This is a genomic window from Pleomorphomonas koreensis DSM 23070 (assembly GCF_000425185.1).
GTDB lineage: Bacteria > Pseudomonadota > Alphaproteobacteria > Rhizobiales > Pleomorphomonadaceae > Pleomorphomonas > Pleomorphomonas koreensis.
Window position 1 is genome coordinate 174,347 of sequence record NZ_AULH01000007.1, and the last position, 14,669, is coordinate 189,015.

The 14,669-nt window shown below is 69.4% G+C and carries 9 protein-coding genes; 7 read left to right on the forward strand and 2 right to left on the reverse strand.

Features of this window, described 5'->3' with window-relative positions; genetic code table 11:
- Positions 1-117 precede the first annotated feature (117 nt).
- From H512_RS0106065 to H512_RS0106080, 4 genes are all read left to right on the forward strand, one after another.
- Positions 118-1,233, forward strand: a complete 1,116-nt coding sequence (locus tag H512_RS0106065) for an ABC transporter permease (protein WP_053239610.1) — start codon at positions 118-120, stop codon at positions 1,231-1,233.
- 3 nt (positions 1,234-1,236) lie between these two features.
- Positions 1,237-2,034: an ABC transporter ATP-binding protein gene (locus H512_RS0106070; RefSeq protein ID WP_026782702.1), complete on the forward strand. Its 798-nt coding sequence runs from the start codon at positions 1,237-1,239 to the stop codon at positions 2,032-2,034.
- Positions 2,035-2,042: 8 nt separating this feature from the next.
- Positions 2,043-3,695 (forward strand): MCE family protein, encoded by a 1,653-nt coding sequence (locus H512_RS25640; protein WP_053239611.1) that lies wholly within the window; start codon positions 2,043-2,045, stop codon positions 3,693-3,695.
- A 108-nt stretch (positions 3,696-3,803) separates the two neighbouring features.
- Complete coding sequence (locus H512_RS0106080) at positions 3,804-4,424, forward strand: ABC-type transport auxiliary lipoprotein family protein (RefSeq protein ID WP_026782703.1); 621 nt, start codon at positions 3,804-3,806, stop codon at positions 4,422-4,424.
- 125 nt (positions 4,425-4,549) lie between these two features.
- On the opposite strand, the gene H512_RS0106085 is transcribed toward H512_RS0106080, so the two are convergent.
- Complete coding sequence (locus tag H512_RS0106085; RefSeq protein WP_026782704.1) at positions 4,550-10,651, reverse strand: apolipoprotein A-IV repeat region-like domain-containing protein; 6,102 nt, start codon at positions 10,649-10,651, stop codon at positions 4,550-4,552.
- A 637-nt stretch (positions 10,652-11,288) separates the two neighbouring features.
- On the opposite strand from H512_RS0106085, the gene H512_RS0106090 reads away from it, so the two are divergent.
- The 3 genes from H512_RS0106090 to H512_RS0106100 all read left to right on the forward strand — a co-directional run bounded on the left by H512_RS0106090 (position 11,289) and on the right by H512_RS0106100 (position 13,322).
- Positions 11,289-11,630 carry a hypothetical protein gene (locus H512_RS0106090; protein WP_026782705.1) on the forward strand — a complete coding sequence of 114 codons (342 nt, stop codon included), beginning with the start codon at positions 11,289-11,291 and terminating at the stop codon, positions 11,628-11,630.
- Between the two features lie 72 nt (positions 11,631-11,702).
- Complete coding sequence (locus tag H512_RS0106095) at positions 11,703-12,023, forward strand: 2Fe-2S iron-sulfur cluster-binding protein (RefSeq protein ID WP_026782706.1); 321 nt, start codon at positions 11,703-11,705, stop codon at positions 12,021-12,023.
- 162 nt (positions 12,024-12,185) lie between these two features.
- Positions 12,186-13,322: an acyltransferase family protein gene (locus H512_RS0106100; protein ID WP_026782707.1), complete on the forward strand. Its 1,137-nt coding sequence runs from the start codon at positions 12,186-12,188 to the stop codon at positions 13,320-13,322.
- Here the strand turns inward: H512_RS0106100 and H512_RS0106105 are convergent.
- Positions 13,268-14,647, reverse strand: a complete 1,380-nt coding sequence (locus H512_RS0106105; protein ID WP_053239634.1) for a glutamine synthetase family protein — start codon at positions 14,645-14,647, stop codon at positions 13,268-13,270. The two genes, H512_RS0106100 and H512_RS0106105, sit on opposite strands and share 55 nt — an antisense overlap.
- Positions 14,648-14,669 lie beyond the last annotated feature (22 nt).

Sequence of the window (14,669 nt, forward strand, 5' to 3'; positions counted from 1 at the left end):
GGTTCCGGAAGGGCAGAGAAACGTTGAGGGAGGGTGGCGCAGGCAGGCAAGGCTGATGTATCGTGCTAGGCGATTCCGCGCCATGGGCGCGGTAAAGTTGTATCGGGGAGTTCGGGCGTGCAGTCGGCTGACGGGGCGCGGGGCGAGGTGACGGTGCTCGGGATTTCCGGCGACTGGACGGTCGAGACCGTTGGTTCGGTGCTGGCCGACACGTCCAGCAAGGTGGCGCCCGGCCGGCATCTGGTGTTCGACGGCAGCGACCTCGGCCGGTTCGACACGGCCGGCGCCTGGGCGCTGATCGACCTCAAGCGGCGGCAGGAAGCGGCCGGAGGCTCGGCCGAACTGAAGGACTTCTCCAAGTCGGCGACGTCACTGATCGCCGAGGTCGACCCGCTCGGCCGCGATCCGTTGCCCGAGCCGGAGCGCGTCAACCCCGTCACCTGGACGCTGGAGGAGATCGGCCGCGGCGCCGCCGGCATCGTCGACGATGGCTATGCGCTGCTCGCCATGCTCGGCGAGGCGACCATGTCGTTCGGCCAGCTGCTGCTGCTCCGCCGCCGGGTGCGCTGGGCGGCCCTGTTCAACAACATCAGCCGCGCCTCCATTCAGGCGGTGCCGATCATCGCCCTGATGAGCTTCCTGATCGGCATGATCATCGCCCAGCAGGGCGGCTTCTATCTTGCCAGCTACGGCGCCGACGTGCTGGTGGTCGATCTCGTCGGCGTGCTGACCTGCCGCGAGATCGGCGTGCTGCTCACCGCCATCATGATCGCCGGCCGCTCGGGCGCCGCCTATACCGCCGAACTCGGCTCGATGAAGATGCGCGAGGAGGTGGACGCGCTGAAGGTGCTCGGCCTGTCGCCGGTCGAGGTGCTGGTGCTGCCGCGCCTCGTGGCGCTGATCATCGCGCTGCCGATCCTGACGCTGGTCTCCGACCTGGCGGCGCTGGCCGGCGCCTGGGTGGTCGGTCTCTTCTACATCGGCATCCCCACCGACGTGTTCCTCGACCGCCTCAAGAGCGCGCTGACGCTGACGCACGTGCTGATCGGCTTCGCCAAGGCGCCGTTCATGGCGGCGATCATCGGCCTGATCGCTTCCGTCGAGGGCATGAAGGTGAAAGGCTCGGCGGAATCGCTCGGCGAGCACACCACGGCGGCGGTGGTGAAGGCCATCTTCATGGTGGTGGTCACCGACGGCGTGTTCGCCATGATCTTCGCGACGATCGGAATCTAGGGCATGGACCACGGCAGCCACGAGGCGGGAAAAGACGGCGAACGGGAGGCGGTGATTTCCGCCCGCGGCATCACCGTCGGCTTTTCCGGCGAACCGGTGCTGGAGGGGCTCGATATCGACGTCTGGCGCGGCGAGATCCTCGGCGTGGTCGGCGGCTCGGGCACCGGCAAGTCGGTACTGCTCAGGACGATCATCGGCCTCAATGCCCGCTCGGCCGGCACCATCAAGGTGTTCGGCGAGGATCTCGATCGCATGACGGGCGAGGAGCGGCAGAAGATCGGCCGCCGCTGGGGCGTGCTGTTCCAGCAGGGGGCGCTGTTCTCCTCGCTCACCGTGCTCCAGAATGTCGGCGTGCCGTTCCGCGAGCACATGCGGCTGCCCGACGTGATCGCCGACGATCTCGCCCGGCTGAAGATCGAGATGGCCGGCCTGCCGGCCGACGCCTGCGGCAAGTATCCGTCCGAGCTGTCCGGCGGCATGATCAAGCGGGTGGCGCTCGCCCGGGCGCTGGCGCTCGATCCCGACATCGTCTTCCTCGACGAGCCGACCGCCGGCCTCGATCCGATCGGCGCCGCCGAGTTCGACCAGCTCATCCTGCGGCTGAGGTCGACGCTGGGGCTCACCGTGTTCATGGTGACACACGACCTCGACAGTCTCGTCACCATCACCGATCGCATTGCCGTGCTGGGCAACCGCCGCGTTCTGGTTGATGGTACATTCGCCGAACTGAAGAAATTCGACCACCCGTGGGTGCGCGCCTATTTCAATGGCCCGCGCGCCGAGCATTTCACCTTCGGATAGGACACGCCATGGAATCTCGGGCCAACTACGCAGTGATCGGCGGCTTCGTCCTGATCATGCTGACGATCGGCCTGCTGTTTCTCGCCTGGCTCTCCAACGTCGGCCAGACGCATCGGCAGGCCGACGTGCGCGTGGTGTTCTCCGGCGCCGTCACCGGCCTTTCCACCGGTTCGGCCGTGCTGTTCAACGGCATCAAGATCGGCGAGGTGCGCACGCTCAGCCTCGACGAGAACGACCCGCGCACCGTCATCGCCGTCATCCGCGTCAGCCGCGACGTGCCGCTCAAGACCGACACCCGCGCCACGCTGTCCTATCAGGGCCTGACCGGCGCGGCGACGCTGCAGCTCGAAGGCGGCTCGCGCAACGCGCCGACGCTGTTCGACGCGGCGAGCGACGGCATGCCGACCATGCCGGCCGAGATCTCGCCCTTCCAGGATATCCTCGAAAGCGCCCGCAACGTGCTGACGCGCGCCGACAGCGCCATGGCGGCCATCGACGACTTCATCACCGAGAACGGCCCGGCCTTCAATCGCACCGTCAACAACGTCGAGAAGTTCTCGGCGGCGCTTGCCGACAACTCCGGCGGCATCTCGAAAGCGATGGCGTCGATCTCCTCGGCCGCCGACGCCATCGGCGATATCTCGCGCGACCTCAAGAGCGCGGCGGCGCAGGTGACGCGCATCCTCGATGCGGTGGAGCCGGCCAAGGTGACCGAAGTCGTCGACCGGCTGTCGACGGCGTCGCAGCGGCTCGACGCCGTGCTCGCCCGCGCCGAGACCATCGCCAACGGCATCGACCCGGAGGCCGTCAACGGCGTGATCAACGACATCGCCAATGCCGCCAAGACCTTGGACGAGACGGTGGGCGAGGCGAAGTCCATCCTCGCCGCCGTCGATCCGCAGTCGGTCGACCGGCTGGTCACCAGCATCACCGCCACCTCGGACGGCCTGCGGGCCACCGCGGCGCGGGCCGATGAGCTGCTCGCCGCCGTCGACACCGACAAGGTGAAGTCGGTGGTGTCGGCGGTGGAGACCGCCTCGCAGAACGTCGCCGCGGTGTCCGGCTCGCTCGACGGCGTGGTCGACAGCGCCCGCCGGACGCTCGACGCGGCGCAGGAGGTGGTGACGGCGGTCGACCCGGCCAAGGTGCGGGCGACGGTAACCGACGTCAGCGACTTCGCCGCCATGCTGAAGGGCTACAAGCCGCAGATCGATGCCGTCATGGAGGACGTCAACCGCGCCTCGGCCAGTCTCGCCCGGCTCGGCGACACCATCGACGAGCGCCGACCGGACATCGACCGCATCGTCCGCGACACGCGCACGCTGGCCGAACAGCTGAACGGCATCGCGACGCGGGCCGACGGCGTGCTCCAGAAGATCGACGGCTACGTCACCGGCGACGGCCAGGGTCTGGTCGCCGAGGCGACGGCGGCGGCCAAGTCGATCCGCGAGGTGGCCGACAAGCTGAACAGCCAGGTCGGGCCGATCGCCGACAACGTGTCACGGTTCTCGAGCCGTGGCCTGGAGAGCGTGGTGGCGCTGGCCGACCAGGGACGGCAGGCGCTGGCCCGGCTTGACCGGGTGCTGCAAGGCGTCGAAAAGAATCCGCAGCAGTTCATCTTCGGCGGGCAGGGCGTGCCGGTCTACTCGCCGCGCCGATAGGGACGGCCGGGGCGAGGGCCGGCGGTCGATCGGCCCTTGTCCTGACCTTTGTTTTTTCATGCCGCCGCGTTCCGAAAAGTCTTTCGGGCGGCGCTCCAGGAGGCGAGATTGGTTCTTGGACTCACCGGCCGGACGGCCGCCCTTTCTGCCCTGGCGCTTGCGCTCGTCCTCTCCGGCTGCTCGTCGATGCTCGGCCTCGGACCTTCGGGCAAGCCGGACGCCCTGTTCGACCTTGCCGCGCCGACCAGCTTCGACGGTGCCGCCAGGCGGTCCGGCGTGCAACTGCTGGTGCCGGTGCCGAGCGCCAGCGATGCGCTGGCGACGGCGCGCATCGCCGTGCGGGGCAATGGCGGCTCCGTCGCCTATCTGGCCGGCGTATCCTGGACCGATCAGCTGCCGCCGCTCATCCAGACGATGCTGGTGCGCGCCTTCGAGAATTCCGGCCGCGTCAGGGCGGTCGGCAAGCCGGGCGAGAGTCTGGCCATCGACGATCAGGTGATCGTCGACATCCGCGCCTTCGAGCTGGACGTCACCGGCGCGCCGACCGCCCGCGTCGCGCTCGGCGTCAAGCTGCTCGACGACCGCAGCGGCAAGGTGCGGACCAGCCGGGTGTTCGAAGTCAGCCGTCCCGCGGCTTCCGACCGGCCGAAGGATGCCATCGCGGCGATCGACGCGGCCGCCACGGCGGCAGTGGCCGAGGTGGTGGTGTGGACGGCTTCGGCGTTATAAGGGGGCGCCCCGGGCCGGAAGGGTGAGAGGCGATATCAAGTCTTTCCCACTTCTCCGCGGCTGCTACAGCCTACGAAAAAGGGCGCCTCGGCGCCCTTTTCCATGATCGCTTGGGTCCGCCCGGCTCAGCCGAGCTTGCCGCTGGCGTGGGCGAGCAGCGTGTAGACCTTGCCGGTATCGGAGTTCAGGTAGTTCTCGGCGAGGCGGCCGTTCGGGTCTTTCTGCACGGCCTCCTCGTAGAGCGCGCTGAAGTGGTCGATGTAGCGGTCGACCGCCTCGCGGAAGTCGGCCTCGCGGCCGTAACGGCGGCGCACCTCGTCGAAGGTCTGCTGGCCTTGCAGCGTGTAGACGCGGCGCGTGAACACGTTGCCGTCGCCGCGGCGGTAGCGGTCCCAGAGGTCGGCATAGGCGTCCGGATCGATCGACCGGGCGATGTCCGAGGTCAGGGAGCCGAGGCCGTCGAGCGGGTTGCCGCCCTTGTTGCCGCGATCGGACGACGGCAGGCGCGGCGACGGGCTGTCCTCGTCGGAGACGCGGCGCAGCAGGTCGGAAATCCAGCCGCTCGACCGTTCTGACGACCGTTCGGGCCGCTCCTCGGCGGCGGGCTGCTGCCGCGTCTCCGAACGCCGTTCGATGGGCGCCGGACGCGGCGGCTGGTTGGCCGGCTGGCGGGTGAAGGCGCGCGGCGGCTCGGCCGGCTGCGACGACTTCTGGGCCGGCAGGCTGCGGGCCGCCAGGGCCGGCGACGGGCCGGACGCCTGGGCGCGGGCCGGCGCCTCGGCGAAGGCCTGGCTCGGCGCCTGACGCGAGACGATCTCGGACAGCTCGTTCAGGGCGCGGATCTGCTCGCTGACCACGCGACGCATGGCGGCGGCGTGCTGGCTGGTCTCCTCCGGCAGATCGAGGACGCCACGGCTGAGGTCGGCGCGGATCTCGTCGATCTCGCGACCGACGGCGCGTGTCGCCTTGCGCATCTCCTCGGTGGCGCCGGCAAAGCGGTCGACCGCCGAGCCGATGGAGACGTTGATCTCCGAGATCAGCTCGCCGCGCACCCGCTCGATGGTTTCCTGCGTCTTGCGTCCCTCTTCCTCGGCGCTGACCGACAGCTGCTCCAGCTGGTGGGTGACGCCGTTCATCGCCGTCTCGGCGTTGCGGGCCAGCTGATAGCCGACGTCGCGGGCGCGGCGCTCGGCGTTGGACAGCGTGTCCTGGATATTGGCCGCGATGGTCTGCAAGCCCTCGGACATGGTCTCGGTGCGCTCCTGCAACGCCGACAGCACGCCGTCGAGCGCGGCGAGGCGCTCGCCGACGATGCCCTGGAGGTTGCCGCCCACCGACGACAGCGCGCGGGCCGACGATTGCAGGTCGCCGGTCTGTTCGGCCAGCGACGTGGCGATGGCGCCGATGTCGGCGAGCACGGTGCGCGACACCTCGCGCAGCACCTCGGTGGTCTCGGCGATGGTGCCGCTCGACGCCGTGGTGTCGGCGACGACGCGGTCGAGCGCCAGGCGCAGGTCACCGGTCTGCTCGTTGAGGCCGCGCTCGATGCGGGAGAGGTTGCCGCCCGCCTGGTCGACCACGGTGCGCAGCGACCGGTTGGCGGTCTCCACCTGCTCCAGCACCGCCACGACGTCGGTCTTGACGCGCGACGTGGTGTCGTCGAGCGACTGGAGGATCTCCCGGCCCTGCTCGTCGAAGGTGGCCATCAGCGACAGCGTCGCCTCCTTCAGCGCCTCGGCCGCCTCGCCGCCGCGCTGGGTGATGGCGCGGCTGACGCCCTCGCCACCATGGGCGAGAGCCGCCAGCACGTCGCTCGCCGCGTTGCGGACCATGCCGGCCACTTCCTCGCCACGGCTGCCCACGGCATCGTCGAGGCTGCGGGTGCCGGCCAGGAAGGCGTTGGCGAGTTCGCCGCCGCGGCCGTCGATCAGTTCGCCCAACTCGGCCATGCGGCGGCTGACCAGGTCGACCACCTTCTCGGCGCGGCCGTCCATGGCGCTGGCCGCCGCCTCGGTGCGGGCGTCGAGCACCGCTTCGAGGTCGCGCGTCGCCGACGCAAGGCGCTCGGTGGCCGCGGCGATGGCGGCGGCCAGGATGTCGTTCGACCGTTCGGTCTCGCCGGCGATGCGGCTGGTGACCGCCTCGGCCGAGCCGATGAGGTTGGACCGGGCGCGGGCAGTCTCTTCCGACAGCCGGTCGGTGACCTCGTCGATGGCGCCGATCAGGCCGGCGCGCGCCTTCTCGCTCTCCGCCGCCATGCGGCCGGTGACGTCGTCGACCGAGCCGATGATGGTATCGCGGACACGCTCGCTCTCGCCCACGAGGCGGCCCTCGACGGCGGTGATCGCCTCGTAGACGTTCTCGCGCGCCTTCTGGCTCTCGGTGGACAGCACGTCGGACAGGGTGGAGACCAGCTCGTTGAGCGTGCCGTGCGTCTCGTCGCGCAGGCTGGCGAGACGGCTCTCGGCGCCTTCCAGCGACTGGCTGATGGCAAACGAGGCGTTCTCGCCCTCGGAGGCGAGCCGCGCGGCGGCGCCGTCGATGGCGGCGATCACGCCGTCGCGCACCAGCTGGCTCTCGCCGGAGAGGCGCTCGGACATGCCGTCGAGCACGCCGGCCACCACGTCGCGGGCGCGGGTCGAGCCGGTCGCCATCTCGCGGGCGATCTCCTCCATGGCCTCGGTAACCAGGGTCTTGGCCCGGTCGGCCTCGGTGCGCAGCTTGTCGGCCGCCGCCTCGACGGAGCCGGTGAGGTCCTCGCGGACGCGGGCGCTCTCCTTCTGGAGCACGGCGGCGGCGTTGATGAGGGCGTGGGCCAGCTCCTCGCGGGCCGTCTCGGTCTGGCTGCCGAGCATGTCGACGATGGAGGCGAGACGCTGGGTGAGCGAAACCTCCAGCGAGTTGGCGCGGCTGTCCAGCGTCTCGGCCACCTCGAACACCTTGGAGCCGAGCGACACGTTGATCTCGGCCACCTTGTCGGCCAGCGTCTCGGTGAATTCCTCGGTCTTGCGCTGCAAGGAGCGGCCGACCGCGTCGAGCCGGCCCTCGATGGCGTCGACCATCTCCGACTGGCCGGACGAGAAGGCCTGGGCGAGGTCGCGGGTGCGGGCCATCAGCGTTTCGGTGATCTGGCGGGCACGGCCGTCGAGGGCGTGGTCGATCAGCTCGATGCGGCTGTCGAGCGTGCCGGTCAGCGCGTCCGCCTTGTCGGCGAAGGTGCGGGTGGCATCCTCAAGGCGCTTGCCGACGCTGCCGTCGAAGCTGGCGAGCTGGCCTTCGAGCGCGGCGCCGAAGCTGCCGGCGCGGCTTTCCAGCGAGCTGAGCACCGCCGAGGTGCGACCGTCCAGCGTCTCGACCAGCGTGCCGGAGCGCTTGTCGAACTCGCTGCCGAGCCGTTCCAGGCGCTCGTCGATCAGGCCGGTGATGTCGCCCGAGCGGCCGGCGAGCGTCGCCTCGAGGGCGGTGGTGCCGGCGTTGAGGGCGTCCTGGATGGTCAGCGTGCGCTCGGCGAGCGCCGCCTCGATGCGGGCGATCTGCTGTTCGAGCGAGCCGTCGAGCATCGACGTGCGGCTGACCAGGCTTTCCACCAGCTCGGCGGCGCGGCCGTTGATGATCTCGTCCAGCGAGCGGATGCGCTCGGCGAAGCTCATCGACATGCTGTCGGAGCGGTCGTCGAGGAGGTTGGCGATCTGGCTGCCGGCGGCCAGGATGGTCTCGGCGACACGTTCGCCGCGCGCATTGACGGCGCGGGCGATCTCGGCGCCGATGGTTGACAGGCGCTCGGAGAACAGGCTGCCGCTGTCGGCGAGCAGCGTCTCCACCGACAGCGTGGCGCCGTCGATGATGCCGCGGATCGACGTGGTGCGGTCGTCCATCATGCGGGCGACTTCCTGGCCGGTGGCGGCGATGCGGTCGGCGAGATCGACGCCGTTGACGTTGATCGCCGTATGCACGGCCTCGCCGGTGACGGCCAGCCGGTTGACGAGGTCGGTGCCGCGCTCGGTGATGGTCGAGCTGATCAGGTTGCCGGTCTGGTCGAGGCGGTCGGTGATCTCGCTGCCGCGGATGGAGAGGTCGAGCAGCACGCCCTCGGAGGTGGAGCGCAGCGTCTCGTTGATGGTCTCGATCTTCTCGGCCATCGCCCGCGACGCTTCGTCGGTGGTGCGGGCGACCTGCTCGCTGACGGCGAAGGCGCGCTGCGAGATGTCCTCGGCGAAGGTCTGGCCGGAGCGGGCCAGCGTCTCGTCGATCTCGCGGGTGCGCAGCGTCAGGTTCTCTTCCAGGGCGGCGACGGTGGTGTCGATCGAGAAGACGATGGCGTCGCTGCGGTCGCGCAGCAGCGTCTCCAGCGAGCCGGTGCGGCTTTCGAGCGTCGAGGCGATCTCCTGCGAGCGCTCGGACAGCACGCGGTCGAGGCTGTCGGTGCGGGCGAGAAGCTGCGTCTCCATGACGGACGAGGTGGTGGCGATGGTCGACACCAACTGGTCGACGCGATTGCCGATGGTACGGTCGAAGTTGGCCGACTGCTCGGCGATGGTGGCGCCGAACAGCTCGGCGCGGGTGGCCAGCGTGTCGGACAGCTCGGCGGTGCGGCCGGACAGCGTGCGGTCGATCAGTTCGGTCTTGTCGGCAAGCTCGCCGCTGAGTTCGCCGGTGCGGGCCTCGATGGTGCTGGCCAGTTGCGCCGAGCGCAGGGCAAGCGTGCTTTCGAGCGCATCGCTCTTCTCGGCGAGGGCGGCGGAGAACTCGGCGGTGCGCGTCTCCAGCGTGGTGCCGATCTCCTCGGCCCGCTCGCCTAGCGCCTTGCCCAGCTCGAAGGTGCGGACCGCCAGCGTCGACGACAGCTCCTCGGAGCGGGCGGCGATCGACGAGACGATCTCCTCGGTGCGGGCCGACAGGGTGAAGGCGATGTCGCCGGTGCGGTCGGTGAGCGTCGAGGCCAGCTCCTCGGAGCGGGCGGCCAGCGTCGACACCAGTTCCTCGGTGCGGGCGGCCAGCGTGAAGGCCAGTTCGCCGGTGCCGTCGCTCAGCGCCGACGACAGGTCGGCGGCGCGGGTGCTGAGGGTCGACAGCAACTCGTCGGAGCGCTTGGCAAGCTCGCTGCCGAGTTCCTCCGTTTCCTTGCCGATGGCGGCGGTCAGGCGGCCGCCTTCCTCGGTGATGGTGCGCGTCAGCGTGTCGCTGCGGGTGGCGATCGCCTCGTTGAGGGCGGTGCCGGTCTCGGCCAGCTCGCCGATCAGCCGCTCGCGCTCGGCGCCCAGCGTCGACAGGAAGTCGGCGCCGCGCTTGACGACGGTCTCGGTGACCGAGTTGCCGGCCGCCTCGAAGGCCAGCGCCAGTTCCTCGGCCTTGGAGCCGAAGGTGCGGGTGACGTTGCGGCCGGTCTCGTCGATGCGGTTGGTCAAGAGGTCGCCGGCGGTGCGCAACTCCTCGGACAGGTTGACATGGGCGCCGGAAATGGCGGCGCGCGCCTTCTCGGCGTTGGCGACGACGCTTTCGCGCTGGTTGACCAGCTCCTCGATCAGGCCACGGATGCGCAGCTCGTTTTCGGCATAGGAGCGTTCGAGCGAGGACACCTCGTTGTGAACAAGCACTTCCAGCTCGCTGGCGCGGGCGAGCGCCCGCTCGATGCCGTCGCCCATGGCGGCGACCTCGCGGCGGATGGCCTGGCCGACGGTGACGACGTTCTCGCGGGCCGACACTTCGGGCTCGGCCAGCTTGACGGCCACCTCGGTGAGCGAGCGGGCGGCGAGACGCAGATCCTGGGCGCGCCAGACCATCAGGGCGATGGCGAAGAACAGGAAGACCGGGGCGAGCATGCCGCCGGCCAGCGCAAGGCCCTCGGGCCGCGCGAACAGCACCGACGGCTGGACCAGAACGGAGAAGTCGCCGAACACGGCGCGGGCAATGTAGAAGCCGGCAGCGATCCAGGCGGCCGAGGCGGCGAGCGCCACCCAGAAGGGCAGGGCCGACGGTCGGCGCTGCATCTGGTAGAGCAGTGTCGCCACCGAGCGGCGATCATCGTTGGCGGGCATCCGGCCCGGCCGGGCCGCGGCGCGCGAGGCATCCGGCGCGGCATCGGCGTGCGACCGCACCTGCGGACTTTCGGTATCCTGGTCGGCGGCTCCCGGCGCATCGGCCTCGACGCCGAAGTCGATCTTCAGGGCCTCCTCGACGGCAGAGAGTGCGGCCTCTGCCGGATCCGATGCCTTGGTGCTTTTTACCATGATACCCTCATGTCCGCATACTTGATGCCGGACGACGACGGAAGCGTACTCCCGGTTGCCGTTCCGGTCGAACCATGCCCGCCGCCTGGCCTGCGCGGAGGGCATGAACTCGGGCTTTCCCGGCCGCCATGCGCCTCAACGAGGCGGCAACGGCTACGCCGGCCGAGGAATGCCTATCAAAACGTAATGGCACAACAGGGCCTTCCGGACAAGGAAGCCTCCCGTGGCGCCCGGTATTGTTAACAAGCCCCTAACAGGCATCTTCCATATTTACTCGCCCTGTAGTTGTATTATCGAGGCGCATCGGCAGCGATCTCCGCCGGCGCCCGAGCGCATCCGAAGGACGGCGCGCGCCACCGCCGGGGGACCGGAGATGCCGGCCGGACACAGTCAAGACGCTAGGGCAGCCACTTGAATACGGCATTAAAACATATGGTTACCACGCCGGTCACCAATCCGCCCCGTTGGCCGGCGGCGCTCCGGGGTGGCAGGCGGATCGGGCCGGCCGGCGGCTGGCTCTGCTTGCTTGCGGCAACAGGCGTGGATTGCAGCGACCGGGTTAACCATATCTTCAGAATTCCGGCCACTCCTCGAAGGCGGCAAGGGGCGGACGGACGGCTCCGGAAGGGGAACGGCGATGCGCGGCGACGACAGGACCGAGGGCTCTCCCATCGATCTCGACCATCTTTCGGAACAGACTTTCGGCAACGCCGAGCTGGAGGCGGAGGTGCTGCGCCTGTTCCTGAAACAAGGTCGCCAATGCCTCGATCGCCTTGATGCTTCGCCCGACGCCGGCGCGGCGCATCTGCTGGTCGGCTCGGCGCGCGGCATCGGGGCCGGCGCAGTGGCGGCCGCCGCCTCGGCGCTCGAAGCGGCGCTGATGGCCGGCCGGAACGGGGCGGCGGAACGCCGGCAGCTCGACGAAGCGCTGGCGGTTGCCGGTGCCTTCATCGAGGCGCGTCTCGGCGTCGGGGGTTGACGGCGGCGGAAGCTCCTATATCTGCATGAGACGTAATTCCGAGGGGCAACGCCCCGCAGCCGCCATGTGTCCATGCCCAATATCACCTACATCTCTCCCGAAGGCAGTCGCTACGAGGTGGAGGCCGAGGTCGGCACCACGGTGATGGAGAACGCCGTCAAGAATCTCGTGCCCGGCATCGAGGCCGAGTGCGGCGGCGCCTGTTCCTGCGCCACCTGCCACGTCTACGTCGACGAGGCCTGGGTGGCGGCCACCGGCGAGCCCGAGCCGATGGAGGAGGACATGCTCGATTTCGCCGCCGATCCGCGGCCGACCTCGCGCCTGTCCTGCCAGATCAAGATGCGCGACGACCTCGACGGGCTCGTGGTCCACGTGCCCGTGCGGCAGGCCTGAACGACACGCATCGCGGCACGTTAGCCATATTTTCTAGTTCAGATTGCTTCCAACTGGCGCTTCAGGCATGAAGTTGAACTCCCCGGTGCGCTTTTGCCGCCGGGCTGTCGCCGCCGCATGGTCGGGCAGGTCCCGGCATGTCGGCAACGAGAGGAGAACGTCATGCGCATGCGGGCACTCGACGGCTGGCGGGGTATCGGCGCGCTCGCCGTCTGCTTCATCCACCTTCAGCTCAGCGGCTATCTGACCTCGGCGCCATCGCTGGACTCCTGGACGCTGGCGGTCGACTTCTTCTTCGTGCTGTCCGGCTTCGTCATGGCGCGCGTCTATGCCGAAGAACTCGTCGACGGCGACAGTGTGACTGCGTTCGTGGTGCGGCGCATCGGCCGGCTGTGGCCGCTGCACGTCTCGATGCTGGCGCTGTTCGTCGCCGTCGAATTCCTGAAACTGATGATCGAGCGCAAGACCGGCTTCTCCTCCGGCCAGCCGGCCTTCGCCGCCGCCCGCAACCCCTCCGACATCCTGCCGATCGCCCTGTTCCTGCAAACCGCCCGCATCGGACCCGACCTCACCTGGAACTTCCCGAGCTGGAGCATCTCGGCCGAGGTGTGGACCTACGCCGTCTTCGCGCTGCTCGCCCTCCGGACAGCCGGCCATCCGGCCCGGCGCCTGGCGATGGCCGGCGCCATCGCGCTGGCCGCCTGGCTGGTCCTCGCCTTCGACAGCGACTACGGCATGACCAGCACCGACATCTTCGGCATCGTGCGCTGCCTGCTCGGCTTCTTCACCGGCGTGCTGGCCGAGGAGCTGCACCGCCGCGGCGTCTTCCGGGCGCTGGCCGATGGCCGGGCCGAGCTGCCGTCGGCGGCTCTCGGCGTCGCCCTCGTCGCCGTGGTCGCCGTGCTGCCGGCTGCCCGCTACGCCGCGCCGCTGGTGTTCCTCACGCTGGTGGTCGCCCACGCCGACGATCGCGGCCTGCTGTCGCGGCTCCTCGCGACGTGGCCGGTGCAATGGCTGGGCCGGCTCTCCTATTCGATCTACCTGACCCACCTGTTCATGGTGGCCTATGTCGTGCCGCGCCTGTCGCAGACCATGGACCGGCTGCTGCCGGGCGCCCTGACGCTGCGGGAGGCCGTCGTCGCGGCGATCTACATCGCCCTGGTGCTGGCCATGTCGGTCGCGACCTGGCGGTTCATCGAACTGCCGGGCCAGCGCCTGGCGGCGAAGATCGTCGCCGGCCGGCGTCAGACGTTGAGCAGCAGGTATTCGCGCTCCCAGCTGGATATGACGCGGTTATAGAGCCGCAATTCCAGCTGCTTGACGTCGATGTAGGCTTCGACGAAGCGCTCGCCGAGCACCGTCTTCAGGCGCTCGCACTCGCCAAGCTCGGTCAGCGCGTCGGAAAGGTGGACCGGCAGCGTGACGCCGAGCGTCTTGGCATCGACGGTCACCGCTTCGTCCGGGGCCGTCTCGTCCTCGAGGCCGATCAGGCCGCAGGCCAGCGTCGTCGCCATGGCGATGTAGGGATTGCTGTCGGCGCCGATCACCCGGTTCTCGACGCGGCGCGATTCCGGTCCGGAATCCGGCACGCGCAGGCCGCAGGTGCGGTTGTCTCGGCCCCAGTGGACGTTGATCGGCGCGTCGCTTTCGAGGCGGATGCGGCGGTAGCTGTTCACGTTGGGGCAGAACAGGCTCATCGACATGGGCACGTAGCGTTGCAGGCCGCCGATATAGTGGCCGAGCTTGTCGGTGTCGCTGCCGTCGGGGTTGGCGAAGATGTTGCGGCCGTCGGCGAGCCGCACCACCGACTGGTGGATATGGGTGGCCGAGCCCGGCATCTCCTGATGCGGCATGGCCATGAAGGTGGCGACCATGCCGAACTTGCGGGCGGCGAGGCGGGCGGTGCGCTTGAACAGGAAGGTCTGGTCGGCCAGCTCGATCGGGTCGCCGTGGCGGAAGTTCATCTCAAGCTGCGCCGGGCCGGCTTCGTGCGCCATGGTGGCGATCTCGATGCGCGACGCCTCGCAATAGTCGTACATCTGGTTGACGACGTGATCGTAGTCGTTGGCGTGCTCGATGCCGTAGGCCTGGCTGCCGCTCTCCTTGCGGCCGGAAAGGCCGATCGGCACTTCCAGCGGCAGGTCGGGGTCGTCGTTCTGGCCGGTCAGGTAGAATTCCACCTCCGGCGCCACCACCGGGCGGATGCCGTGGCCGGCGTAGAGTTCGGTGACGCGGCGCAGCACCGAGCGCGGCGCGAAATCGACGAGCCGCCCGTCGGCGAAGTGGCAGTCGCAGATCACCTGCGCCGTCGGCTCGTCGTACCAGGGCACCAGACGCAGCGTCGCCAGGTCGGGCACGCAGCGGACGTCGCGGTCGAGCGGATTGACGATCTTGCTCTCGACGGCGCTGTCGCCGGTCACCGCCTGGAAGAACACGAATTCCGGCAGCCGGACGCCGGCGTCGATGATGCGGATGAAGTCCTCGCGCGGCACGATCTTGCCGCGCATGATGCCGTTCATGTCCGGAATGATGCACTCGACCTCGTTGATGCGACGGTCGCGGAGCCAGTGGATGGCGTCGGCCTGGTTGGAAAAGCGCGGCGCGACGTCGGAAAAGCTGGGCATGAAGACATCCTCGAAGACCCTG

Coding starts and splice junctions, on each gene's coding strand:
- H512_RS0106070 (WP_026782702.1), top strand. CDS start 1,237: ATGGACCACGGCAGCCACGAGGCGGGAAAAGACGGCGAACGGGAGGCG.
- H512_RS25640 (WP_053239611.1), top strand. CDS start 2,043: ATGGAATCTCGGGCCAACTACGCAGTGATCGGCGGCTTCGTCCTGATC.
- H512_RS0106085 (WP_026782704.1), bottom strand. CDS start 10,651: ATGGTAAAAAGCACCAAGGCATCGGATCCGGCAGAGGCCGCACTCTCT.
- H512_RS0106090 (WP_026782705.1), top strand. CDS start 11,289: ATGCGCGGCGACGACAGGACCGAGGGCTCTCCCATCGATCTCGACCAT.
- H512_RS0106095 (WP_026782706.1), top strand. CDS start 11,703: ATGCCCAATATCACCTACATCTCTCCCGAAGGCAGTCGCTACGAGGTG.
- H512_RS0106100 (WP_026782707.1), top strand. CDS start 12,186: ATGCGCATGCGGGCACTCGACGGCTGGCGGGGTATCGGCGCGCTCGCC.
- H512_RS0106105 (WP_053239634.1), bottom strand. CDS start 14,647: ATGCCCAGCTTTTCCGACGTCGCGCCGCGCTTTTCCAACCAGGCCGAC.